We start from the raw sequence: 22,133 nt of genomic DNA, 5'->3' as shown, positions 1-22,133 counted from the left end.
GGGGACCGGGGCCGCCATGGGCGCCCTGTCCGCCGCGTTCGCGGCGGACGGCCACGAGCGGGCGGAGAGCGAGCGGGCCGCGAGCGAGCGGGCGGGGGCTGCGCGGGCGGGGGCTGCGCGGGCGGAGAGCGAGCGGACGGAAGGCCGGCAGGTGGAAGGCCGGCAGGTGGAAGGCCGGCAGATGGAAGACGCCCAGGTAGACGACGCCCAGGTGGAAGGTGCGCGGGCGGGGGGTGCGCGGGCGGGGGACGACCCGGCCGCCGAGGGGACGGAGCGGATCCCGGGGGGCGCTCAGGCGCCGCAGGGCGAGCCCGACCCGGAGACGATGGAGATGCTGGCGCGGATCGAGAGGAACATGGAGTTCTTCATCGGCTACGAGGTGCCGCCGTTCTCCCGGTACACCCCTGACGCCACGGCGCTCGGGGCGTCGTCGGTGCGCGTCGTGGCCGCGGTGGGCGAGGAATCGGAGGGCGAGCCGCCGTACCGGGCCGCCGTCGCCGCGGCGGACCTGCTGGGCACGCGGCCCACGGCGTTCCCCGGCGACCACGGGGGCTTCGGCTCCGAGCCCGAGGCGTTCGCCGCCAGGCTCCACCAGGTGCTCTCGACCACCTGAGGGGGCCCGTGCGGCGATCGCGGCGCCGTCCCGTGCCCGGGGCGGCAGCCCCGGGTCAGTCGGCCAGGGCGGCTTTTTCCCGCGTGTCCGGCAGGTCCAGGCTGTCGCGGAGCCTGGTCGGCTTGAGGAAGAGCGCCGCGACGACGCCCACCGCGGCGATCCCGGCGGAGACCAGGAAGATGTGCCCGGTGGCGTCGCCGTACGCCGCGCGCACGACGGTCCTCGCGGCCTCGGGCAGCGCCTGGAGGTTGAGGGTGCCGCCGCCCGAGCCGGACGGCCGGATGCCCGCCTTCGCGAAGCCCTCGGCGATGCCGGTGGCCACCCTGTTGGCCAGGATCGCGCCCAGGACCGAGACCCCGATCGTGCCGCCCAGCGAGCGGAAGAAGGTGATGGCGCCGCTGGCGGCACCCAGTTCCCGCAGCGGGACGACGTTCTGGATGACCAGCACCAGGTTCTGCATGGACATGCCGACGCCGATGCCGACCAGCAGCATCGCGGCCGACACGAGCACCAGCGAGGTCTCGTGGTCGATCACGGACAGGCCGAGGAACCCGACGGTGAGCACGACGGCACCGGCCACGATGTACGGCTTGACCTTGCCGCTCCTGGACACGAGCGTCCCGGAGACCGTCGAGGACAGCAGCACGCCGAGCATCAGCGGGATGGTCAGCAGGCCGGCCTCGGTGGGGCCGTACCCGCGGCCGATCTGGAAGTACTGGCCCAGGAAGACCGATCCGCCGAACATCGCCATGCCGACCGCGAGGCTGGCCAGGATGGCCAGGGCGGGGTCACGCCTGCGGACGATGTGCAGCGGCACGACCGGCTCCTTGACCCGCGACTCCACCAGCACGGCGATGCCCAGGATGACGATTCCGCCACCGGCCATGGCCGCGGTCTGCCAGGAGATCCAGTCGAAGGAGTTGCCGACGAAGGTGATCCAGACGAGCAGGACGCTCACCCCCGCGGCGATCAGCGTGGCGCCCGCGTAGTCGACCTTGGCGTCCGGCCGCCGGACCGTGACCACGTGGAGCGTCTTGTGCAGCAGGACGAAGGCGATCATCGTGAACGGCACGGCGATGAAGAAGCACCAGCGCCAGCCCAGCCACGAGGTGTCGGCGATCAGGCCGCCGAGGAGCGGGCCCGCCACGGTGGCCACGGCCATCACGGCGCCGAGATAGCCGTTGTAGCGTCCGCGCTCCTTGGGGCTGATCATCGCGGCGATGATGACCTGGACCAGGACCTGCAGGGCGCCCATGCCGAGGCCCTGGATTGCGCGGAAGGCGATGAGCTGGCCGGTGTTCTGCGCGAATCCGCAGGCCAGCGAGCTCACCATGAAAATGACGATGGAGATCTGGATGAGCAGTTTCTTGCTGAACAGGTCGGCGAGCTTGCCCCAGACCGGGGTGGACGCGGTCGCGGCGAGCAGCGACGCGGTGACCACCCACGTGTACTGGGACTGGGTGCCGTCGAGGGCGCCGATGATCTGCGGCAGCGCCACCGACACGATCGTGGCACTGATCATCGCCACGAACAGGGCGAGGAGCAGACCGCTCAGCGCTTCGAGGATCTCGCGATGGGTCATCGGTTCCGCGCCGGGTGGCGCGACCGCTTGCGTGCTCACGCACGACCTCCGATACAGATAATTAGGACAGACCGTGACAAGATACATGCCCATTGAGAAAGTTTGCGCACTGGGCACACTCATTCGGACAGTAGGCTGTTCACGTCATGGAGATCACAGCGGGATTGCGCGAGCGCAAGAAGGCCGAGACGCGGCTGGCGGTCCACGAGGCCGCCCTGCGGCTCACCGTCGAGCACGGCCTGGAGCACGTCACCGTCGAGGCCATCGCCGACGCCGCCAACATCTCCCGGCGGACGTTCTCCAACTACTTCGCCAGCAAGGAGGACGCCCTCCTCTACGGCGACGAGCAGCGTATCCGCCTCCTGGTCGAGCGGATCCGCACCCGTCCCGCCGAGGAGTCGGCCTGGCGGGCGCTGCACCAGGCCGCCCACGACGCCTACTGCCAGATGGGCGGCCCCGACAGGCAGTGGGTGATCCGCGCCAGGCTCGCCAAGCGTCACCCCTCGCTCCTGGCCAGGCAGCTGGCCAACCAGACCAACCTCGAACGCGAGCTCGCCCAGGTCATCGCCGAACGCGACGGCGGCGGCTCAGGCCCGCGCCCCCAGGTGATGGCCGCGGCCTTCCTGGTCGCGATACGCATCGCCACGCACCTGTGGACCGACGAGCACGAGACCCGCCCGCTGGACGAGATCATGGACGACGTCCTCGACGAGATGGCCCGGCCCTTCGACGACCGGCCTCTCGGCGGCGACCGGCCTTTTGACGACGACAGGCCCACTCGGCAGGACGCCTGACGCGACGGCCCCCTCCGGGACCGGGCGTTCTCCCGGACCCGCCTTCCGAGACCGTACGTCTCCCTGACGGGTGTCTTCACGGGTGTCTTCCGGACGGGCGTCACGGGCGTCACGGGCGTCTCCCGGATCCCGGCGGGACGAGGTCACGCGAAGATCGCCTGGGCGAGGGCGAGGCCGAGGAACACCGCCCCCAGCCCGGCGACGACCGAGGCGGCGACGTTGGCCACCGCGAAGAGGATCGCGCCGGTCTCCACCAGCCGCAGCGTCTCGTAGGAGAAGGTCGAGTACGTGGTCAGCGCCCCGCAGAGCCCGGTGCCGAGCAGCAGTCGCACGTCGGTGCCCACCGCGCCGGACAGCGCCGCCCCGGTCAGGAGGCCCAGGACCAGCGAGCCGATCACGTTGACGGTGAAGGTCCCCCAGGGGAATACCGTGTCGTGGCGGGCCTGCACGGCCCGGTCGGTCAGATAGCGCAGCGGAGCCCCGACGGCACCGCCGAGCAACACCGGAAGCCAGTCCTGCGGCTCGCTCACGTCGCCCGCCCGCCCCGGGGGCGAACGACCTCGACCTCGTCCAGGATGGCGAGCCCTCCGGCGATAAGGTCGTCCAACTGTGGCAGGAAGCCGCGGATCCGCTCCTCGGTGTCGACGATCGTGATGGCCACCGGCAGGTCGTCGGCCATCGAGAGCAGCCGGGTGGTGTGCACGATCGAGGTGGTGCCGAAACCCTCAAGGCCGTGGAAGACCGACGCCCCGGCCAGCCCGGCGGCGTGGGCACGGTGCACGATCTCGGTGTACAGGGGCCTGTGGTGCCAGATGTCGGTGTCGTCGACGAAGATCGTCAACCGCAGCGCCCGTCCGGCTGGAATCATCGCGTTCCCCTCCTCGCCCTCGCCGCTCTGGCTCTCGCCGTCCTGGTCGTTCTCCTCGCTCCGGCCCTCGCCGTCCTCGCCGTCCTCGTCACCCTCGCCGCCCTCGTCGCCGTTCTCGCCAGGAGCCGGCGGGTGGTCCACGTGCCGGCCGCCACCGCGGCCAGCGCCGCCAGGACCGTCGCCGCCAGATAGCCGAGCGCCAGGCCGGTCCGGCCGGCGGAGACCAGGCGCTCGATGTCCAGGCAGTAGGTGGAGAAGGTGGTGAAACCCCCCAGCACGCCGGTGGCCAGGAACGGCCGCACCCAGCCCGGCGCGATCCACGCCTCGGTGATCATGACCAGGAGGACACCGATGAGCAGGCAACCGGTCACGTTGACCACCAGCGTGGTCCACGGGAAGGAGCCGGTCGCGGTCGGCCACAGCAGGGCAGCGCCGTAGCGGGCCCCCGTACCGATCGCGCCACCGGCGGCGACCACCGCCAGGACACCGTGACGGGAACGGCCCGGCTCACCGCGCGTACCGGAGGGATCGGTGTCGGGGTCGGTGGGCCCGGTCGCCGCCGTTGACCTCGCCTGGTTCGGACGCATGCCTCTCCCTACGCGTGGTGGAGGCCCGGCGTGGCTGCGCGGGCACGACCTGTCACGGGCAGGGACCGTTGGCGGCAGTGGGTGCCGCGGTCGGGTGCGGCGGGCCCCACCGCCGCGGGATCTCGCATCTGCGGGATCCACGCCTCCCAGCCTAACGCGGCCGTCTCGCGATCACTCTCCGGCACCCGCGCCCCGGGGAACGGGACAGCGGCGTGGTTCCGGAAACACGGCACCACCGGGCGGGCGAGGTGGAAACCTCATCCGCCGCTCGCGGTGAGCACCGGCGCGGACGGAGCGGAAGCCTCAACCCCCGCTCACGGTGAGCGCGCTGAGTGCGGGCGGAGCGGAAGTCTCACTCCCCGCTCGCGGTGAGCACGGCGGGCACCGGCGCGTCGAGGTACGCGAGCAGGGCGGCGAGTTCCCGGTCGAGCTCCCCGCTGACGTCGGTGATCTCGGGATTGCCGAAGCTGGAGAACTGTGTGGTGGGCTGCTCCACCGTGAACCAGGTCTCGCCGGACGCGTCCTCGTAGATCGCCGTGCGGAGCGGGGCGTACAGCAGGACGGCGGGGTTGTGGTGGTACATCCGCTGGGCGATCGTGTGGTTTCCCATCAGGTACTCGACACAGCGCAACCGCTCCCCCGCCAGCCGCAGGAGCGCGTTGAAGTCCCCGCTCCAGTAGATGATGAAGCCGTGCGGAGCGTTCTCCTCCGTCGCCCGGAGGATGGTGTCCCAGTCGACGCCGCCCCTGACGAGCCGTTCGAAGCGTTCGGTGTCGAACATGGGGACGGCGAGTTCGTAGCGGGCGCGGAAGTCGTCGAACGGGGCGCCGACGGGCACGGCCAGGCGGTTCACCTGGTGCGGCACGGTCTCGACCCCGTTGCGTACCGGCTGGGCCATGATCCCTCCCGTCGGACGAAACCGATGAACGAAGCCCATGGACGATGTCGACGAACGCGGCCCATGGACGAGGCGGCCAGGGGGTTGCGCCGGGCTCCCTCGACGAGGGGTATGACCGCCCGCCCGCGCCGACACACCCGGATCGGCGAACCCCCATCGTGCGATGCCGCGTTTTTTACCTCCGGATGACGCGCCCCCGCCCGGAGACCGTGACGCCCTCGGTCCCGTGAGCCCGTCCCGCGCCCCGGCCGGAGCGTGACGGCGTCGGTCGAAGGGTCAGCGGTCCGTCCCGGTGGCACCGGCGGTCACCCGGTTGCCGGTGTCGAGGGAGCGGACGTGGACGCGCCGGCCGACGGGCTCGCCGTCGCGGAGCAGGGCGAGCGTCTCCTCGTCCCCCTCGGCGGTCGTCGCCAGGAAGCGGCGGCCGTCGGCCTCCAGCCGCCCGATCACGATGCCGAAGCGGGTGCCGGCCCTCCGGTGCCTGACGGTGTAGGTCTCGATCGTGCCCCACCCGTCGGCCCGGACGGCCTGCCGGACGGCGGGCCAGGCGTCGATCTCGGCCTGCAGCGCGGCGCCGCGGTCCCGGCGCCACCCGGCGGGGGCGGTCGAGTAGACGCCGACCGAGTACTTGCTCAGCATCCCGCCGTTGGCCCCCACCATGCCGTACGAGCCGGGCCTGGCGCGGAGCCGCTGGACGATCTCGGCTATCGCGTGCGTCGAGTAGTTGTTGCCCGCCCCGCCGAAGAAGGGCAGGCCGCCGGTGACCGTCAGCCCGCGCGGGTCGTCGGCGGCGAGGCCGAGGCCGTCGCAGATGTTGGAGACGGCGATCGGGAAGCAGCTGTACAGGTCGATGGCGTGCAGGTCCGCCACCCCGATACCGGCCAGGTCCAGGGCGTGCCCGGCGGCCATGACGGAGGCCGGGCCCGCGCCGAGGTCGGCCCGGTCCAGCAGGTCGCGCTCGCGCAGGTCGGCGTGGCCGTGCAGGAAGACCCACTTCTCCCCGGGAACGCCGAGGCGCCTCGCCTCGGCCACGGACATCAGCAGGACGGCCGCCCCCTGGTTGACCTTCTCGCGCGCGACGAGGTAGCGGGTGTAGGGCTCGGCGACGAACCGGTTGCCCTCGGCCGGGGTGACCAGCTCCTCGGGGCCGCGCTCGGTGGGGGCCGCGGCGTGCGGGTTGGCGGCGGCGACTTCGGTGAAGGGGGCGAACAGCGCCCCCATCCCGGCCGCGTACTCCTGCCTCGTCTGCCCGAGGCGGGCCCGGCGCGCGTTGTCGAGCAGGGCGTACTGGCTCGGCGCGCCCGCCAGCCCGTGCGCGGCCAGGAACCGGGAGACCATGCCTTCGAGCCCGTAGCCCCGGTCCTCCAGGTCGCCTTCGGCCGTCTCGCCGAAATCGGGCCTGTCCTCGGCCCCGGCCAGGTGCAGCACCGTCGAGATGGCCTCGGACCCGACGACGAGGGCCACCCGCGAGGATCCCGCCGCGATCGTCGCGGCGAGCTCGTTGACCAGGTGCTGGGGCGCCTGCCCGCCGGCCACCTCCAGGATCGCCCGGCCGGGGTCCGCCCCCACCCGGGCGGCGACGGAGCGGGGGTAGTTGGTGGAACGGCCCAGCGGCGCGGGGACGCCGGGCGCGGAGATCTCGAACTGGCGCACCCCCGCCACGGTGTCGAGGGCGGCGGCGACCGCCGCGCCGTCCGCGCCGGTGTCGGCGACGGCCTCGCGGACCGCGACCGCCGCGAGCTCGACGGGCGACAGCCGCTGATAGCCGGGGTCGCCGATCCGCTCGGACGACTGCCCGACACCCACGAGCACCGGCGTGCGGGGGTCGAGGCCCTCGAAGGTCATCTTCACGCTCCAGCGGGGTCGGGGTCGGGGTCCGTCACCGCCCCGGGCGGATGATCGCCCTGTTCACCCGCGAAAGATAACACGCCGAGGCCCGCGCCTACCCCGGCCTGCCGGCCAGAAGACCTCGTTCGCGCCGGGCGTCGTCGACGTCCTCGGCGTACTCGGCGTACTCGGCGTACTCGGCGTACTCGCCGGTGCGGAAGGCCGGTGTGCGGGTCTCACGTTCTCCCGCCGGGCCCGGGGGTGTCGCCGACGGGGTGGAACCGGATGTCGTGGCCGTCGGCGTCCGGGGCCGCGAAGCGCAGCAGGCGGGCGCCCTCCTCGGCCACGGCGGCCTCGTCCCGCCCCGACAGGGGTTCGAATAGCCGCACCACCAGCGTCGCCGTGCCCCTGTCCCGTTTGACGTTCCAGAGCCCGTGGACGAAACCGTCGACGGTCACCGCAGCCTCGACGACGACGTGCCCGCGCCGGTCGTCGGACACCACGCGGGTACGGTCGGCGTGGGCGAGCACCACGTTGTCGAGCGCGGCCAGGAAGCGGACGGGAGCCGGGACGCCGGGGTCCGGGCGTGGCGCCTCGGGGAGGTCGAACAGCTCCCGCCCGTCCTCGTTCCCGAACACGCGCAACCGGGGCCTGAGCGATTCGACGACCTCCCCCAGCCGGGTCATGCCGCTCCACGCCTGGATGTCCCTGACCGTGGCCGGGCCGAAGGCGGCGAGGTAGCGTACGACCAGTTCCCGCGCCGAGGGCCCGGCGGCGAGCGGCCGGCCGAGCCAGTGCTCGGCGAGCGTGAAAGGGGTCGTGCCTCGCCGTCCCCAGGTTCCGTCGGGGGGCGGGTGCACCACCGGCAACAGGCCCTGCGCCGACCTGGCCAGCGCGACGGGGTCGCGTCCCGGCCACCGTTCGGCCAGTGCCCTGCCGAGTTCCGGCCTGGTCAGCGTGTCCTCGCCGAGGATCGCCCGCGCGGCGGCGGCGAGTTCCCCGAGGTCGAGCCCGGCGGTGAACCTGCCGAACCCGCCCTTCTGCCAGCGGTCCAGCATCGGCTGCAGCAGCGGCCTGAGCCACAGGTAGTCCTCGGCGGTGACCAGGTGCTGGGTCCCCCGGAACAGCGTCGCGCGCACCACCTCCCGCCGGTACAGCAACCGGGTCAGATCGTCGATCCCGAAGGCGCCGATCCGGCTCCACAGCCCGACGTACGGTGGGTCGGGATCCTGGGCCTGCAGGCCGACGAGGCGCTCGATCACGGTGAGCGCGGGCAGGTCCGCCCGGCGCAGCAGCAGTTGCCGCTCCAGGGTCGCCCGGTTGAGAGCTCGTCGGGTGAGGGTTTCCACGGTGTCCTTCCAGCTGTTCACGATCGGCCGTTCGAGGGTGCCCGCACCGCCCATGCTCTCCACGGCACACGACACGAGCGGCGCGGGCAGTACGGGCAGCGCGGGCACCGGCGGGCAGCGCGGGCACCGGCGGGCAGCGCGGGCACCGGCGGGCAGCGCGGATTATTGGCGGGTACCGCGGACGGCGGCGGGCGGGTGGCCCCCGCCGCCGTCAGGGCGGGCGGTCCGTGCCGGTGTCAGGCGGTACGGGCGGTGCCGCCGTCAGGCGCCGAAGGCGGCGGCGTTCTCCCGTACCCACTCCGCGAAGGTCCTGGCCGGTTTTCCGGTGACCTTCTCCACGGTGGGGAGCACGGTGTAGCCCGCCTCGGGCGGGTTGGTCCGCATGGTCAGGAAGAACTCGACGTCCTCGTCGGAGTAGCCGTTCCCGCGCCACTCCGCGACGACCTCGTCTTTGGTGAGTTCGACGTAGCGCACCTCGCGGCCCAGGACGGTGCCGATCACGCGTACCTTCTCCGGCGGGGTGAGCGCCTGCGGCCCGGTCAGCCAGTACTCCTGGCCCGCGTGGCCCTCGGTGGTCAGCGCGGTCGCGGCGACCGCGGCGATGTCCGCCTCGTGGATCATCGCGCTCCTGGCGCCGGCGAACGCCTCGCGGACGACCCCCTCGTCCCGGACGGACTCCGCCCACTCCAGGGCGTTGGACATGAACTCCACCGGCGACAGGTGGGTCCACTCCAGGCCACCGGCCTCGACGGCCTCCTCCAGCGGGCTCTTCGTCACGTCCCCCTTGAGCACCGTCACCTTGCGTACGCCCGCCTTCCTGGCCAGGTCCACGATCTCCTCACCGTTGGTCAGGGGTGAGAAGTCCTCCCCGCTGAAGCCGATCAGGTGTGCGGCGCCGACACCGGAGAAGGCCGCGGGCAGGGTCGCGGTGTCGGCCAGGTTGCCCGCCACCACCTCGGCGCCCGCGGGGAGGTTCGCCTTCGCCGGGTTCCGGGTGAGGGCGCGGACCCGGTGCCCTTCGGCCAGCAGCCGCTCGACGAGGGGGCGGCCGACGGTGCCGGTGGCACCGGTCACGAGAACGGTCATCGGATTTTCTGTGGTCATGGGGCAGACGTTAGGAGTATTCGCGGTCAACTCCTGTCCGCGATAGCTGGAAAAATCGTCTTATGTTGGAAACTTCGGCTCGGCTGCTCCGCCTGCTGGCGCTGCTGCAGGCCCATCGGGACTGGTCGGGCGCGGAGCTGGCCGGGAGGCTGGAGGTGAGCCCGCGAACCGTGCGCCGCGACGTCGACAAGCTGCGGCTCCTGGGGTACCCGATCAACGCGACCGGTGGCGTCGGCGGCGGCTACCAGCTGGCCGCGGGCGCCTCGCTGCCCCCGTTGCTGCTCGACGACGAGGAGGCGGTCGCGGTGGCGGTCGGGCTGCGGACGGCGGCCGCGGGCGCGGTCACCGGCATCGCCGAGACCTCCGTGCGGGCGCTGGCCAAGCTGGACCAGGTGCTGCCCCCGCGGCTGCGCTACCGGGTCAACACATTGAGCTCGGCCATGGTGACCATGCCGATGTCCGGTCCCACCGTCGATCCCTCGACGCTGACCGCGATCGCCTCGGCGGTGCGCGACCACCGGCGGCTGCGGTTCGACTACGTCTCCCACGACGGCTCGGAGAGCGTACGGGACGTGGAGCCCTACCGCCTGGTCAACGGCGGGCGGCGCTGGTACCTCTTCGCCTGGGACACCGAGAGGTCGGACTGGCGCAGGTTCCGCGTCGACAGGCTGTCCCCGCGCGTCCCCACCGGGCCCCGGTTCGTCCCCCGGCCGCTTCCCTCCGACGACCTGGCCGGATACCTCGCCCTGGGCATGACCACGGAGCGCCACCGCTATCGGGCGGTGCTCACCATGCACGGCTCGGCCAGGGCGGTGGCCGACGAGGTTCCCCCCACCCTCGGCGTGGTGGAGCCCGTGGACGACGACACCTGCGTCCTGCGCATCGGCTCCGACAGCCTCGACCACCTCGCGGTCTGGGTGGCCGCGTTCGGCTTCGAGTTCGAGGTCCACGAGCCGCCCGAGCTGGTGGAGCACCTGCGGACGCTGACCGCCCGCCTGCGCCGGGCCGCGTGGCGGGACTCCCCCGGGACGGCGCCCGCCGGAACGCCGTCCCCGGAGGGACCGGGCCCCTCCTGAAGGAGACACCGGAACCGCAGCTCGTCTCACACCCCGGGACCACCGCCCGTCTCACACCCCGGAAAGCTCGCGGTGCGAACCCGCACCGAGGCGCCCGCCTGACTACTATTTGGAAACTTTCCTATTGACAAGCCTCCTGTCCGCGTGTTTGATCCGAGTTAATTTAAATGGTGAAGTTACCGGAGGGGCTCCCGGGCCGCTGGAACGGGTCCCGGATCCGCCACCTCGCCGTACCAGCCGACGATGCCCGGCGCCAGGGGCGCACGCACCGCGGTACAGGAAGAGAACCCACAGAGAAGAGCCACCGTGACCCCGCAGCACCCCCCACCGCCGCCTCCGGGCGCGGTCGCCGCGCCGGCCCCAGGCATCACCGCTTCCGCCGGGGCACCGCCCCGGCGAGCCCGCACCTCACCCGCGTCGCGGCAGGATCCCAGGAGGACCGGATGAGGCACATCCTCATGGCGCTCGCCATGGTCGCGGCGTTCCTGGTCGTGCTGCCCGGCGCGGCGCAGGCCGCCCCGCCGACCGGGCTCACCACCGTGATCAGCCGCAACAGCGGCAAGTGCGTGGACGCCCGCGCCGCCGCGACCGCCAACGGCACCGCCGTCCAGCAGTACGCGTGCAACGGCTCGACCGCCCAGCTCTGGCAGTTCCAGCCGACCAGCGGCGGGTACTACCGGGTCAACAACGGCAACAACGCCGCCCAGGCGTGGGACGTCACGAACGTCTCCACCGCCGACAGCGCCCTCGTCCAGCTGTGGTCGTACTCCGGCGGCAACAACCAGCAGTGGCAGGCCGTGGAGGAGGCCGGCGGCTTCTACCACTTCGTCAACCGGCACAGCGGCAAGTGCCTCGACGTGCCGGGCGCCTCGATCGGGGACAGCGTGCAGTTCCAGCAGTACACGTGCAACGGCACCACCGCCCAGTCCTTCAGCCTGGGCAGCCCGCCGCCGACCGGGAACAACCCCGACCTCGGCCCGAACGTGAGCATCTTCGACCCGTCGACGCCCACCGCGACCATCCAGGCCAGGCTCAACTCGGTGTTCGGCCAGCAGCAGACCAACCAGTTCGGCGGCAACCGCTTCGCCCTGCTGTTCAAGCCAGGCTCGTACTCGGTGGACGCCAACATCGGCTTCTACACGCAGGTCGCCGGTCTCGGCCTGTCCCCCGACAACGTCACCATCAACGGCGGCGTGCACGCCGAGGCCGACTGGTTCCAGGGCAACGCGACCCACAACTTCTGGCGCGGCGCCGAGAACCTGTCGGTCAACCCGCCGTCGGGCACCGACCGCTGGGCGGTCTCGCAGGCCGCCTCGTACCGGCGGATGCACCTGCGCGGCAACCTGCAGCTCGACGACGGCGGCTGGTCGAGCGGCGGCTTCATCGCCGACTCGAAGATCGACGGCCAGGTCAGGTCGGGCTCGCAGCAGCAGTGGCTGTCGCGCAACGCCGAGTGGGGCAGCTGGACCGGCTCCAACTGGAACATGGTGTTCGTGGGCGTCAACAACCCGCCCGCGGGCAACTTCCCGAACCCGCCGTACACCAGGGTGGCGACCACGCCGGTCGTGCGCGAGAAGCCGTTCCTGTACGTCGACCAGGCCGGCGCCTACCAGGTGTTCGTGCCGGCGCTGCGGACCAACTCCGTCGGCACCACGTGGGCCGGCGGCAACCCGGCGGGCACCTCGATCCCGATCGGCCAGTTCTTCGTCGTCAAGCCCGGCCACACCGCGGCGGACATCAACGCCGCGCTCGCGCAGGGGCTGAACCTGCTGTTCACCCCGGCCGTCTACCACCTCAACGACACGATCAGGGTGACCCGCGCCAACACCGTCGTGCTCGGCCTGGGCCTGGCCACGCTGATCCCCGACAACGGCGTGACCGCGATGACCGTCGCCGACGTGGACGGCGTCAAGGTGGCCGGAGTGCTGTTCGACGCGGGCACGACCAACTCGGCCATGCTGATGCAGGTCGGTCCCACGGGTTCGTCGGCGAGCCACGCCGCCAACCCGACGTCGCTGCACGACGTGTACTTCCGGGTCGGCGGCGCGGCCGTCGGCAAGGCGACCCAGAGCCTCGTCGTCAACAGCGACAACGTGATCGGCGACCACCTGTGGATCTGGCGCGGCGACCACGGCAGCGGCATCGGCTGGAACAGCAACACCGCGGCCAACGGGCTCACCGTCAACGGTGACGACGTCACGATGTACGGACTGTTCGTCGAGCACTACCAGCAGCACCAGACCGTCTGGAACGGCAACGGCGGCCGGACGTACTTCTACCAGAACGAGATGCCCTACGACCCGCCCAACCAGGCCGCCTGGATGAACGGGAGCACGCAGGGCTACACCGCGTACAAGGTGGCCAGCACAGTCACCACGCACGAGGCGTGGGGCCTGGGCAGCTACTGCTACTTCAACGTCAACCCGGGGGTCGTGGCGGCCCGCGCGTTCGAGGCGCCGAACACGCCGGGCGTCCGTTTCCACAACATGGTGACGGTCTCGCTCGGCGGCGTCGGCACGATCCGCAACATCATCAACACCACGGGCGGACCGTCCAACTCCAGCACCAACGTGGCCAACTGGGTCAACTACCCCTGACCGAACCTCCCGCCGCGTTCCGGGACCGCTTCGAGGTTCCGGGACGCGGGATCCGGTCCGCCCACCCCCGCCTTTCACCTCATGCCATCTCGCCGTCCTGCTCACGGTGATCAGGGACGGAAGGGAGCGGGGCCGGACCCAGGTGCCCGCCTGAGGGGTGCGAAACGTGGTGGAGACGACGAACGAGCCCCTCCCCGGGAGGGGAGGGGCTCGTCGACGATCAACGATTACGGCGTGCCGGGACCGTAGTAGCCGCCCAGCTTGTCGCGGTAGTCGGGCTCCTTGTAGGTCGCCTCGTCGAACTCCGGAGCATCCTTGATCTCCTGCTTGGTGCGCGAGACGTACACCTTGCGCTCCTGCGGATCGATCTGGTGCACGGTGCCGGCCGGCAGCACGACCTTCTTGCCGAAAATCCAGAAACCGGTGTCGACGACGATGTAGCTGTCACCCACCGCGTTGCTCTCCTCGTCCACCGAACCGATCTTGCCGTCGGTGGCCTCCACGTCGAACCCCACGAGGTCCAGCGTCTGCTCGCCACTGTAGGCCTCGGGGCGGTAGCTCCACACGTTCTCCGTCATGGCGTTTCTCCTCGTCAGCGAAGGTAGGACACTCACCTTCTACCCATCGCCTCCGCGCTAAACGGGCCGCGGGGAATGAGGAACCGTACCGGGGGATCGCCCGACGGTCACCTCGCGCCTCCCGCCGAGGTCGGAGAGCAGATCGCGGCCACCGACACTCACCGTAATCATTTCCCGGCGAAGTACTCCGCCACGATCCGGGTGTGCAGCGGGAAGGCCAGCTCCCGCGGCCCGTCGATCAGCAGCCACTCCGTCGTCTCGGCCGTCGGCACGACCGGCGGGAGGTCCGCCTCGCCGGTCCGCGGCCCCAGGGCGAAGACCAGCACGGTGCCGTCGGGAGCGCTGAGCACGTCGAGGAGCCGCACCCCCTCCGGATCGACGACGACGCCCGTCTCCTCGCGGAGCTCCCGCACGGCCGCCTGCTGCCAGGACTCGCCCATGTCGACGAAGCCGCCGGGCAGGGCGAGCCCGCCCCGGTGCGGTTCGACGTCGCGGCGGACCACCAGCAGGCCGTCGTCCACCGGCAGCACCATCACCGCGACCGGCAGCGGATTGAGGTAGGAGGTGTTCTCGCAACAGGAGCAGGTGCGGGGCCAGGGCCGGCCGGGGGCGAAGGCTTCACCGCAGAAGGAGCAGTGCGAGTTCCTGATCGTCACGACCGCGAGACTAGACCAGGACGAGGTCCTACCTCACGCTTTCACCCCTCTCACAGGGAATCGGCCGGGAATCGGCTGGGATCGGCGTCAAGGCCCGGCCCGGCGCGGCGGTCCCTTCGCGCAGGCGGCAGACTTTCCCGCGTGAAGCGAATCCTCATCATCGGTATCGGCGCGGGAAACCCCGACCACCTCACCCTTCAGGCGGTCAAGGCCATCGCCGCGGCCGACGTGTTCTTCATCCTCGACAAGGGGGAGGCCAAGCACGACCTCGTCCAGCTCCGGCAGGACCTCGTCGACGCGCACGCCCGCCCCTCGTACCGGCTGGTCGAGGCCCGCGACCCCGACCGCGACCGGACCACCCCCGCGTACGCGGGCGCGGTGGAGGACTGGCGGTCGCGCCGGGCCGACATCTACGAGCGGCTCGTCCGCGACGAGCTCGGCGACGACGAGACCGGCGCGTTCCTCGTCTGGGGCGACCCCTCCCTCTACGACAGCACGCTGGCCATCGTCGAGGAGGTCCTCGACCGGGGCACGGTCCGGTTCGAGTACGACGTCGTGCCCGGCATCAGCAGCGTCTCCGCGCTGGCCGCCAGGCACCGTACCAGCCTGACCCAGGTCGCACGGCCCCTGCACATCACCACGGGCCGCCGCCTGTCCGAGGAGGGGCCCGGCGGGTCCGACGACATCGTCGTCATGCTCGACGCCCGCCACGCCTTCGCCACCCTGCCCGACACCACCGGCTTCGAGATCTACTGGGGCGCCTACCTCGGCACCCCCGACGAGATCCTGGTGGCCGGGCCGGTCGCGGAGGTCGCCGACCGGATCCGCGACGTCCGTGCCGAGGCCCGGGAGCGCAAGGGGTGGATCATGGACACCTACCTGCTGAGGCGGACTCCTCGCGCGGAGTCCCCCGGGTCCCCCGAGTCCCCCTCCTGAGCCGCGACTCCCGGGGGGTGGATCCTCGCGAGCGGACGCGGTGAGCCGACACGGCGAGCCGACGTGGACGGGTGCCGCCGGGCACCGTCCTCCCCCGGAGGACGCGCTCGCCGTAAACGTGTTCGCGCCGGGGAGCGGCTCGGGTAGTGTTGCCCTCCAGCAATGGACGTGATCGAGGAGGTGAGACCCATTACCGCTGTGTCAGGTCGGGTGCTCCCATCTCACGGCCGCGCGGTCCTTCCGACGTAGGTGACCGAGGGAGCCCCATCGGCATTCCGAAAGGCTCCAATGTCGGCTTCATCGTCATTTCTTCCCCAACCCGTCATCGTCACCAGGCTCCGGGCCGCCGGTTGTGTCTTCGCCGAGGACGAGGCGCGGTTGCTCATCTCCACGGCGCGGACGCCGTCCGACCTCACCGCCATGGTGGACCGGCGGGTCGCGGGTCTGCCCCTCGAACACGTTCTCGGCTGGGCCGACTTCTGCGGGCTGCGGATAGCGGTGGACACCGGGGTCTTCGTTCCCCGCCGCCGCACCGAGTTCCTCGTCCACCAGGCCGCCGCCCTCGCCCGCCGGACCGCCGGGCCCACCGGCCACTCCCACCCGGCCACCGTCCCGGCCGACCCCGCCGACGCCACTGCCCCCGCCGATCCCGCCGGTCCCGCCGGTCAGGTCTCTGATCGGCGGGGATCCGGCCGGCCGTGGGTCGTCGTCGACCTGTGCTGCGGTTCCGGCGCGGTGGGCGCCGCGCTGGTCGCGGCCCTGGGCCGGGTCGAGTCGCACTCCGTCGACATCGACCCCGCCGCGGTGCGCTGCGCCCGGCGCAACATCGCCGTCGCCGACGGCCTGGTGTACGAGGGCGATCTCTACGAGCCGCTGCCCGCCACGCTGCGGGGACGCGTCGACATCCTGACCGCGAACGCGCCCTACGTGCCCACCGGGGCCATCGGGCTGCTGCCCCCCGAGGCCCGCGTACACGAACCGCTGGTGGCGCTCGACGGCGGCGCGGACGGGCTGGAGATCCAGCGGCGGGTGACCGCTGCGGCGGCGCTGTGGCTGGCACCGGGCGGGCACCTGCTGATCGAGACGAGCGGGCGCCAGGCGCCACAGACCGCGGAGGCCTTCGCCCGCAACGGCCTGATCCCCCGGGTGGTCGGTTCCGACGAGCTGGACGCCACCGTCGTCATCGGGACCATGCCCGATCCTCACCCGCCCGCTCCTCATCCGCCGCGCGGTCCCGGCCGTGATCGGGAGTTGGGTGGGTTCGGGTAGGATTGACTGGTGAAATCGCTGTTCACAGCCGTGTTCCGACGGCTGTGGACAGCATGTCCGCCCCGTTCAGGAGATCCCGAGCGTTGTCCGAGAGCCGCGAGCACGCAGCCCCCTCCCCCAGGGAGGATCGCGCCGATCTGCGCGCCGACTGCGAGAGCTGCTTCGCGCTGTGCTGTGTCGTGCCCGCCTTCTCGGCCTCGTCGGACTTCGCGATCGACAAGCAGGCCGGGCAGGCCTGTCCCAACCTGCGGGCCGACTTCCGCTGCGGCATCCACACGCGCCTCAGGGACAAGGGCTTCCGGGGCTGCACCGTCTACGACTGCTTCGGCGCCGGGCAGAAGGTCTCCCAGGTCACCTTCGGCGGGCACGACCGGCGGCGGGCGCCACGGACCGCCGAGCGGATGTTCGAGGTGTTCCCGATCATGCGGGATCTCCACGAGCTGCTCTGGTACCTCTCCGAGGCGCTCACGCTGCCCCCGGCCCGCCCCGTCCACGGCGAGCTCCGCCTCGCCCTGGAGAGGACCGAACGCCTCACCCGCGACACCCCCGACGCTCTCGTACGGCTGGACGTGGCGGCGCACCGGCGGGAGGTCAACGCCCTGCTGCTGCGTACGAGCGAGCTCGTGCGCGCCGGAGCCGGGGGCGGAAGGAAGGATCGCAGGGGCGCCGACCTCATCGGGGCCAGGCTGAGGGGCGCCGACCTCAGGGGCGCCAACCTGAGGGGGGCCTATCTCATCGGGGCCGACCTCAAGGGCGCGGACCTGAGGACGGCCGACCTGATCGGCGCCGACCTCAGGGGCGCGGACCTCTCGGGTGCCGACCTCACCGGGAGCATCTTCCTGATCCAGTCCCAGCTGGACGCGGCGAAGGGCGACGCCAGGACCACGCTGCCGCCGTCACTCACCCGCCCGGCTCACTGGTAGTTCTCACAGTCACCTCACCCGCTCACCGGTGACCGCCGTCACCCTCCCGCCCGGCTCGCCGGTGGCGCGCCTGCCGCCGGTTCCGGGGAACCACCAGTTGCGGTCGCCGAGCAGTTCCATCACCGCCGGTACCAGGACCAGGCGGACCACGGTGGCGTCGATGAGGACGGCGGCGGCCAGGCCGACGCCCAGGATCCGGAGCGGCCTGTCGTCGAACGTGCCGAACGCGGCGAACACGCAGAACATGATCGCGGCAGCCGCGGTGATCACGCGTGCCGTCGCCGCCAGGCCCTCGGTGACCGCGCGGCTGTTGTCACGGGTGCGGGCGTACTCCTCCTGGATCCTGGAGAGCAGGAACACCTCGTAGTCCATGGTCAGCCCGAACGTGACCACGAACAGCATCATCGGCACCCACGCGTCGACCGGCCCGCCGGTGCCCAGGCCGAGCACGTCCCACTGGAAGATCGCGACGACCGCGCCGTAGGAGGCGCCGATCGACAGCAGGTTCACCGCGATGGCCTTCAGCGGTACGACCAGACTGCGGAAGACCGGCACCAGCAGCGCGAACGAGGCGAGCAGCACCGCGCCGACCATCCAGGGCAGCCGGTCGAAGGAGTGCTCGGCGAAGTCGATGCCCGCCGCCGTACCGCCGGTGACCAGGACGGGGGCCGGCAGCCCGGCGCGCAGCGCGTGGACCAGGGCGGTGGTCGCCTCCTCCTGTGGTCCCGTCCCCGGTACGACCAGGGCGGTCCGTTCGTCCAGCGCGGTCACCCCGGCCACGCCCGGCGTACTCGCGGCCTGGGCGACCGCCCGGCCCAGCGGTTCGGCGGAGACCAGGACGAGCGGGCCCGCCGCACCGGGGCCGAAGGCGTCGGCGAGCAGTTCGTGGGCGCGGCGGGTGGTGTCGGAGACCGGCCGGTTACCCGCGTCCGACCAGCCGAAGCGCAGGCTCGCCGCGGGCAGCGTGAGCCCGAGGAGCAGCCCGAGCGCGAGGACACCGGCCACGAGGGGACGGCGCTGCACGGCCCGGCTCCACCGGCGGGCCGTCGAGCCGTTCGTCCCGCCGCGGTGCGGCAGGGAGAAGCGGTCGACGCGGGTGCCGAGGAGACCCAGCAGCGCGGGCAGCAGGGTGAGGGCGGTGAGCATCACCATGAGCACGCCGCACCCGGCGGCCAGCGCGATGCCGCCGCCCAGCGACGGGCCGAGGAACAGGATGCCCGCGCCGGTGATGATCACCGTGATGCCGGCGAACAGCACGGACCTGCCCGCGGTGGTCATCGCCCGTACCACGGCGTCCTCGACGGTACGGCCCTCCCCCAGCGAGGCGCGGAAGCGGGTGACGACGAGCAGCGCGTAGTCGATGCCCACGCCCAGGCCCAGCATGATGGTCACGTACACGGCGAATCCCGGCGTGGAGACGACGTTGCCCAGCAGCGAGAGCAGGGAGACGGCGCAGACCACCCCGGTCACGCCCGTCAGCAGCGGCAGCAGCGTCGCGATCGGCGACCTGAACGCGACGAGCAGGATCACCGCGGCGGCCAGCAGCCCGATGCCCTCGGTGAGGCCGCCGGGGGTGAAGTCGGCGAAGTCGTCACCGGACAGTTCGGCCGTGAGGACGGGAGCGGCGAGAGCGGCGGGAGCGGCCGGGGGCCGGAAGGCGTCGCGCACCTCCTTGAGTTTCGCGACGCTCTCCTGATCGGTGTAGCCGATCGGGACGGTGGCGACGGTGCCGTCCTCGGACACCTGCTCGTAGGGGGCCTCAGGCGGCGGCTGGGACCGCGAGCCCGCGGCCGGTGCCCGGACGGCGACCGTCACGCCGGGGACGGCGCTCATGCGAGTGATCAGGGTGGTCACCGCCTGCCGCACCTCGGGGGCGCGCACGCCCGCCGGCGCGGACACCACGAGCCTGCCCCGGGGTTCGGCGGGGCGGTCGCCCAGCAGGTCGGCGGCCCGCTGGCTCTCCGAGCCGGACAGTGTGAACTCGTCGGTCGTGGCGCCGGGCGCACGGGCGGCGCCCATGACGAGGGCAATGGCGAGGGCCAGCCAGGCGAGCAGCACCAGCCATCCGTGGCGGGCGCAGAAGCGGGCCAGGGAGTTGAGGGATGTCATGGGTCCCGACGTTAGGAACCGGCACCGCCCGCGGTCGTCCACCCGGCGCGGGCCACTCCCTACCGCACCGGCGGTATCGCACCGGCGGGGCGGGACCCGGTGGATCCGCGCGTGGTGGACGCGCGACCGCGTGACCGGCGACACGACCGCCCCGGCGGTTGGACCGGGAACCTGGCGGGTCACCTCGGCCACCATCGGCTTACCGCCGTCACATCGCGTTGCCGCCGCCTTGGTTCATCGCCGCTTCGGCGGGCCGGGGCGGACCAGACCGCTCTCGTACCCCAGAACCACCAGCTGCGCCCTGTCGTGCACGGCCAGTTTCGTCATCATGCGGTTGACGTGCGTCTTCACCGTGGCCGGGCTCATGTGCAGGCGTTCGGCGATCTGGAGGTTGCTCAGCCCCTCTGCGACCCTGGCCAGTACCTCGCGCTCGCGATCGGTCAGCGGCGCCAGCCTGGCCCGGCCGGGGGCGGGATCGGGCCTGGCCGTGAACTCCTCGATGAGCCGCCGGGTGACGCCCGGCGACAGCAGCGCGTCTCCCCTGGCGGCGACGCGTACGGCGTGGCGCAGCTCGGCCGGTTCCGCGTCCTTGACCAGGAAACCGCTCGCCCCCGAGCGGAGCGCCTCGTAGACGTACTCGTCGAGGTCGAAGGTGGTGACCACGACCACCTTGGCACCGCCCGCCGCCACGATCCTGCGGGTGGCCTCCAGGCCGTCGATCTCCGGCATGCGGATGTCCATCAGCACGACGTCGGGGCGGAGTGCGGCGGTCAGCCGCACGGCCTCGCGGCCGTCGGCGGCCTCACCGAGCACGGTGAGGTCGTCCTCCGCGTCGAGCAGGGCGCGCAGGCCGGCGCGGACCAGGGGCTGGTCGTCGGCGAGCAGGACGGTGATCATGCCGGGAGCCACGCGGCGACCTGGAACCCGCCCTCCGGCCGGTCGCCGACGACGAGCCGGCCGCCGACCGCGGCCACCCGCTCCGCCATCCCCACCAGCCCGTGCCCCCCGCCGATCCCGTCACCGGCAGCCCGCTCGTACTCGGCTTCCTCGTACCCGGCCCGCTCGTACCTGTTCCCCTCGTACCAGGCACCGCGCCCGTCAGCGCCGACCGGCTCGCGCCCGGCGGCCGGTGCGGGCGGGCCGCCCGGCCGGAGTGTGGTGCCGCTGCCCTGGCCGTCGTCGTCCACCTGGATGGCCACGCCACCGGTCTCGAAGCTCAACCTGACCCGCGCCGTACTCGCCCTCGCGTGCCGCATGGTGTTGGTGAGCGCCTCCTGCACGATCCGGTACGCGGTGAGGTCGACCGCGGGGGCCAGCGGCCGCCGCTCCCCCGCGATCTGAAACTCCACCGGCAGGCCCGCGGTGGCGACCAGCTCCTCCAGTTGCCCGGCGCCCGGCATCGGCCGTCTTCCCTCGGGGCCGTCCTCGCGCAGGACACCGAGGACGCCCTTCATCTCCGCCAGGGCCTCACGGCTGGCCGTACGGATCACCGACAGCGCCTCCCTGGCCGCCTCGGGGCCGCCGGAGCGGTCGATCACCTCCGCGGCGACGGCGGCGTGCAGCGCGATCAGCGACACGGTGTGGGAGGTGACGTCGTGCAGCTCCCTGGCGACCTTGAGCCGCTCCTCCCGCCCCCGCCCGCGCGCCATCTCCTCGCGGGTCCGCTCGGCCTCGACCATCCGCCGCTCCGCCTCGGCGGCGTGCGCGCGGCGGGCCCCGGACACCTCGGCGAGCTGCCCGACCACCACCGCGATGAGCGCCCACAGCAGCAGGCCGGTGAGGTTGTCGAGGGCCCTGTCGGCGAGTACGGCGCCCGAGGGTACCGCCACGAGGAAACCCGCGCCCGCCCAACCCAGCGCCCGGCGTCCCGAGGAGATCGTCACGAACACGGCGATAAGCGCGGGGACCGGCCACAGCGCGTAGGCGTAGCCGAGGACGAAGACGGCCGCCGCCGAGGCCGCGCAGACGACCAGGCTGAGCTCGGGCCGCTCGCCCAGCCCGACCAGGCCGAGCGCCGTCAGGGCCAGCAGCGTGTAGCCGAGGATGTCGAACGGCCGGGCGTCGGGCTGATTGCCGTAGGCCGTGACCGAGGAGAAGCCGACGACCACGGCCATGGCTGCCACCAGCGCGAACCTGTTCACCCCCGCACAGTAATCCGCCCGGCGGGCCGGGGCATCCCCCCGTGGCGGTAGCCTCCTACCGCCACGGGTGCACACCACCTCTCGGACGGCGTACGCGCCCGAGAACCGGACAAGAGGAACCGGGCTGAAATCCAGACGCGTTCGGCGCGAGGACCGTCTACCTCGACCCGCCGCGCGCCTTCGGGATCACCTATTCCGCGCTGGGGGTGGCCTCGCCTTGGGAGAG

Annotated in this window: 19 protein-coding genes and 1 pseudogene; 7 read left to right on the top strand and 13 right to left on the bottom strand. The window is 72.3% G+C overall.

Going from position 1 to position 22,133, the window contains the following annotated elements; genetic code table 11:
- A pseudogene (locus tag ACSC1Q_RS39360) lies at nt 1-613 on the top strand (hypothetical protein); the annotation flags it as partial.
- Between the two features lie 55 nt (nt 614-668).
- On the opposite strand, the gene ACSC1Q_RS39355 reads toward ACSC1Q_RS39360, so the two are convergent.
- Entirely contained in the window at nt 669-2,234 is a 1,566-nt protein-coding gene (locus tag ACSC1Q_RS39355) for an MDR family MFS transporter (RefSeq protein ID WP_495573953.1), read from the bottom strand.
- A 107-nt stretch (nt 2,235-2,341) separates the two neighbouring features.
- On the opposite strand from ACSC1Q_RS39355, the gene ACSC1Q_RS39350 reads away from it, so the two are divergent.
- The gene (locus ACSC1Q_RS39350) at nt 2,342-2,989 is read left to right on the top strand and encodes a TetR/AcrR family transcriptional regulator (RefSeq protein ID WP_436763832.1); all 648 of its coding nucleotides are present in this window, start codon (nt 2,342-2,344) and stop codon (nt 2,987-2,989) included.
- A gap of 143 nt (nt 2,990-3,132) precedes the next feature.
- On the opposite strand, the gene crcB is transcribed toward ACSC1Q_RS39350, so the two are convergent.
- From crcB to ACSC1Q_RS39315, 7 genes are all read right to left on the bottom strand, one after another.
- Nucleotides 3,133-3,519 carry a fluoride efflux transporter CrcB gene (gene crcB / locus ACSC1Q_RS39345; protein ID WP_436763831.1) on the bottom strand — a complete coding sequence of 129 codons (387 nt, stop codon included), beginning with the start codon at nt 3,517-3,519 and terminating at the stop codon, nt 3,133-3,135.
- On the bottom strand, nt 3,516-3,857 hold the full coding sequence (locus ACSC1Q_RS39340) for a DUF190 domain-containing protein (RefSeq protein WP_436763830.1): 342 nt from the start codon (nt 3,855-3,857) through the stop codon (nt 3,516-3,518). The genes crcB and ACSC1Q_RS39340 overlap by 4 nt, the downstream gene beginning before the upstream one ends.
- A complete protein-coding gene (locus tag ACSC1Q_RS39335; RefSeq protein ID WP_436763829.1) occupies nt 3,854-4,444 on the bottom strand; it encodes a fluoride efflux transporter FluC in 591 nt (196 codons plus the stop codon). The genes ACSC1Q_RS39340 and ACSC1Q_RS39335 overlap by 4 nt, the downstream gene beginning before the upstream one ends.
- Before the next feature lie 352 nt (nt 4,445-4,796).
- Nucleotides 4,797-5,342: a DUF302 domain-containing protein gene (locus ACSC1Q_RS39330; RefSeq protein ID WP_436763828.1), complete on the bottom strand. Its 546-nt coding sequence runs from the start codon at nt 5,340-5,342 to the stop codon at nt 4,797-4,799.
- A 276-nt stretch (nt 5,343-5,618) separates the two neighbouring features.
- Complete coding sequence (locus ACSC1Q_RS39325) at nt 5,619-7,187, bottom strand: acetyl-CoA acetyltransferase (protein ID WP_436763827.1); 1,569 nt, start codon at nt 7,185-7,187, stop codon at nt 5,619-5,621.
- A 218-nt stretch (nt 7,188-7,405) separates the two neighbouring features.
- Nucleotides 7,406-8,518 carry a winged helix DNA-binding domain-containing protein gene (locus ACSC1Q_RS39320; protein WP_436763837.1) on the bottom strand — a complete coding sequence of 371 codons (1,113 nt, stop codon included), beginning with the start codon at nt 8,516-8,518 and terminating at the stop codon, nt 7,406-7,408.
- Between the two features lie 261 nt (nt 8,519-8,779).
- Nucleotides 8,780-9,622, bottom strand: coding sequence for an NmrA family NAD(P)-binding protein (locus ACSC1Q_RS39315; RefSeq protein WP_436763826.1), 843 nt, complete (start codon nt 9,620-9,622; stop codon nt 8,780-8,782).
- Between the two features lie 62 nt (nt 9,623-9,684).
- Here ACSC1Q_RS39315 and ACSC1Q_RS39310 point away from each other — a divergent pair, with 62 nt between their 5' ends.
- Nucleotides 9,685-10,698, top strand: coding sequence for a helix-turn-helix transcriptional regulator (locus ACSC1Q_RS39310; RefSeq protein ID WP_436763825.1), 1,014 nt, complete (start codon nt 9,685-9,687; stop codon nt 10,696-10,698).
- A 443-nt stretch (nt 10,699-11,141) separates the two neighbouring features.
- Nucleotides 11,142-13,295, top strand: a complete 2,154-nt coding sequence (locus ACSC1Q_RS39305) for a pectate lyase-like domain-containing protein (protein ID WP_436763824.1) — start codon at nt 11,142-11,144, stop codon at nt 13,293-13,295.
- A gap of 227 nt (nt 13,296-13,522) precedes the next feature.
- Here ACSC1Q_RS39305 and ACSC1Q_RS39300 read toward each other — a convergent pair whose 3' ends face one another.
- Nucleotides 13,523-13,873, bottom strand: coding sequence for a PRC-barrel domain-containing protein (locus tag ACSC1Q_RS39300; RefSeq protein ID WP_436763823.1), 351 nt, complete (start codon nt 13,871-13,873; stop codon nt 13,523-13,525).
- 167 nt (nt 13,874-14,040) lie between these two features.
- Nucleotides 14,041-14,529 (bottom strand): NUDIX domain-containing protein, encoded by a 489-nt coding sequence (locus ACSC1Q_RS39295; RefSeq protein WP_436763822.1) that lies wholly within the window; start codon nt 14,527-14,529, stop codon nt 14,041-14,043.
- Nucleotides 14,530-14,670: 141 nt separating this feature from the next.
- Here ACSC1Q_RS39295 and cobF point away from each other — a divergent pair, with 141 nt between their 5' ends.
- From cobF to ACSC1Q_RS39280, 3 genes are all read left to right on the top strand, one after another.
- Complete coding sequence (cobF, locus tag ACSC1Q_RS39290; RefSeq protein WP_436763821.1) at nt 14,671-15,465, top strand: precorrin-6A synthase (deacetylating); 795 nt, start codon at nt 14,671-14,673, stop codon at nt 15,463-15,465.
- A 288-nt stretch (nt 15,466-15,753) separates the two neighbouring features.
- Complete coding sequence (locus ACSC1Q_RS39285; protein ID WP_436763820.1) at nt 15,754-16,734, top strand: putative protein N(5)-glutamine methyltransferase; 981 nt, start codon at nt 15,754-15,756, stop codon at nt 16,732-16,734.
- An 83-nt stretch (nt 16,735-16,817) separates the two neighbouring features.
- Entirely contained in the window at nt 16,818-17,657 is an 840-nt protein-coding gene (locus ACSC1Q_RS39280) for a pentapeptide repeat-containing protein (protein WP_436763819.1), read from the top strand.
- Nucleotides 17,658-17,666: 9 nt separating this feature from the next.
- On the opposite strand, the gene ACSC1Q_RS39275 is transcribed toward ACSC1Q_RS39280, so the two are convergent.
- The 3 genes from ACSC1Q_RS39275 to ACSC1Q_RS39265 form a co-directional block, all read right to left on the bottom strand.
- Nucleotides 17,667-19,766: an MMPL family transporter gene (locus ACSC1Q_RS39275; protein WP_436763818.1), complete on the bottom strand. Its 2,100-nt coding sequence runs from the start codon at nt 19,764-19,766 to the stop codon at nt 17,667-17,669.
- A gap of 234 nt (nt 19,767-20,000) precedes the next feature.
- Nucleotides 20,001-20,663 carry a response regulator gene (locus ACSC1Q_RS39270; protein WP_436763836.1) on the bottom strand — a complete coding sequence of 221 codons (663 nt, stop codon included), beginning with the start codon at nt 20,661-20,663 and terminating at the stop codon, nt 20,001-20,003.
- Nucleotides 20,660-21,907, bottom strand: coding sequence for a sensor histidine kinase (locus ACSC1Q_RS39265; RefSeq protein WP_436763817.1), 1,248 nt, complete (start codon nt 21,905-21,907; stop codon nt 20,660-20,662). Before ACSC1Q_RS39265 ends, ACSC1Q_RS39270 begins: the two co-directional genes overlap by 4 nt.
- Between the last annotated feature and the right edge of the window lie 226 nt (nt 21,908-22,133).

Origin of the sequence: Streptosporangium heterodermiicola (assembly GCF_051390675.1) — a bacterium.
Lineage (GTDB): Bacteria > Actinomycetota > Actinomycetes > Streptosporangiales > Streptosporangiaceae > Streptosporangium.
The sequence above is the reverse complement of the archived record's forward strand: the minus strand, read 5'-3'. Positions and strand labels throughout refer to the sequence as shown.

What these genes read in the sequence shown, in the direction of transcription:
- ACSC1Q_RS39330 (WP_436763828.1), bottom strand. Translation starts at nt 5,342, where the DNA reads ATGGCCCAGCCGGTACGCAACGGGGTCGAGACCGTGCCGCACCAGGTG.
- ACSC1Q_RS39315 (WP_436763826.1), bottom strand. Translation starts at nt 9,622, where the DNA reads ATGACCACAGAAAATCCGATGACCGTTCTCGTGACCGGTGCCACCGGC.
- ACSC1Q_RS39270 (WP_436763836.1), bottom strand. Translation starts at nt 20,663, where the DNA reads ATGATCACCGTCCTGCTCGCCGACGACCAGCCCCTGGTCCGCGCCGGC.
- ACSC1Q_RS39285 (WP_436763820.1), top strand. Translation starts at nt 15,754, where the DNA reads ATGTCGGCTTCATCGTCATTTCTTCCCCAACCCGTCATCGTCACCAGG.
- ACSC1Q_RS39335 (WP_436763829.1), bottom strand. Translation starts at nt 4,444, where the DNA reads ATGCGTCCGAACCAGGCGAGGTCAACGGCGGCGACCGGGCCCACCGAC.
- ACSC1Q_RS39340 (WP_436763830.1), bottom strand. Translation starts at nt 3,857, where the DNA reads ATGATTCCAGCCGGACGGGCGCTGCGGTTGACGATCTTCGTCGACGAC.
- ACSC1Q_RS39300 (WP_436763823.1), bottom strand. Translation starts at nt 13,873, where the DNA reads ATGACGGAGAACGTGTGGAGCTACCGCCCCGAGGCCTACAGTGGCGAG.
- ACSC1Q_RS39350 (WP_436763832.1), top strand. Translation starts at nt 2,342, where the DNA reads ATGGAGATCACAGCGGGATTGCGCGAGCGCAAGAAGGCCGAGACGCGG.
- ACSC1Q_RS39310 (WP_436763825.1), top strand. Translation starts at nt 9,685, where the DNA reads ATGTTGGAAACTTCGGCTCGGCTGCTCCGCCTGCTGGCGCTGCTGCAG.
- ACSC1Q_RS39325 (WP_436763827.1), bottom strand. Translation starts at nt 7,187, where the DNA reads ATGACCTTCGAGGGCCTCGACCCCCGCACGCCGGTGCTCGTGGGTGTC.
- ACSC1Q_RS39305 (WP_436763824.1), top strand. Translation starts at nt 11,142, where the DNA reads ATGAGGCACATCCTCATGGCGCTCGCCATGGTCGCGGCGTTCCTGGTC.
- ACSC1Q_RS39275 (WP_436763818.1), bottom strand. Translation starts at nt 19,766, where the DNA reads ATGACATCCCTCAACTCCCTGGCCCGCTTCTGCGCCCGCCACGGATGG.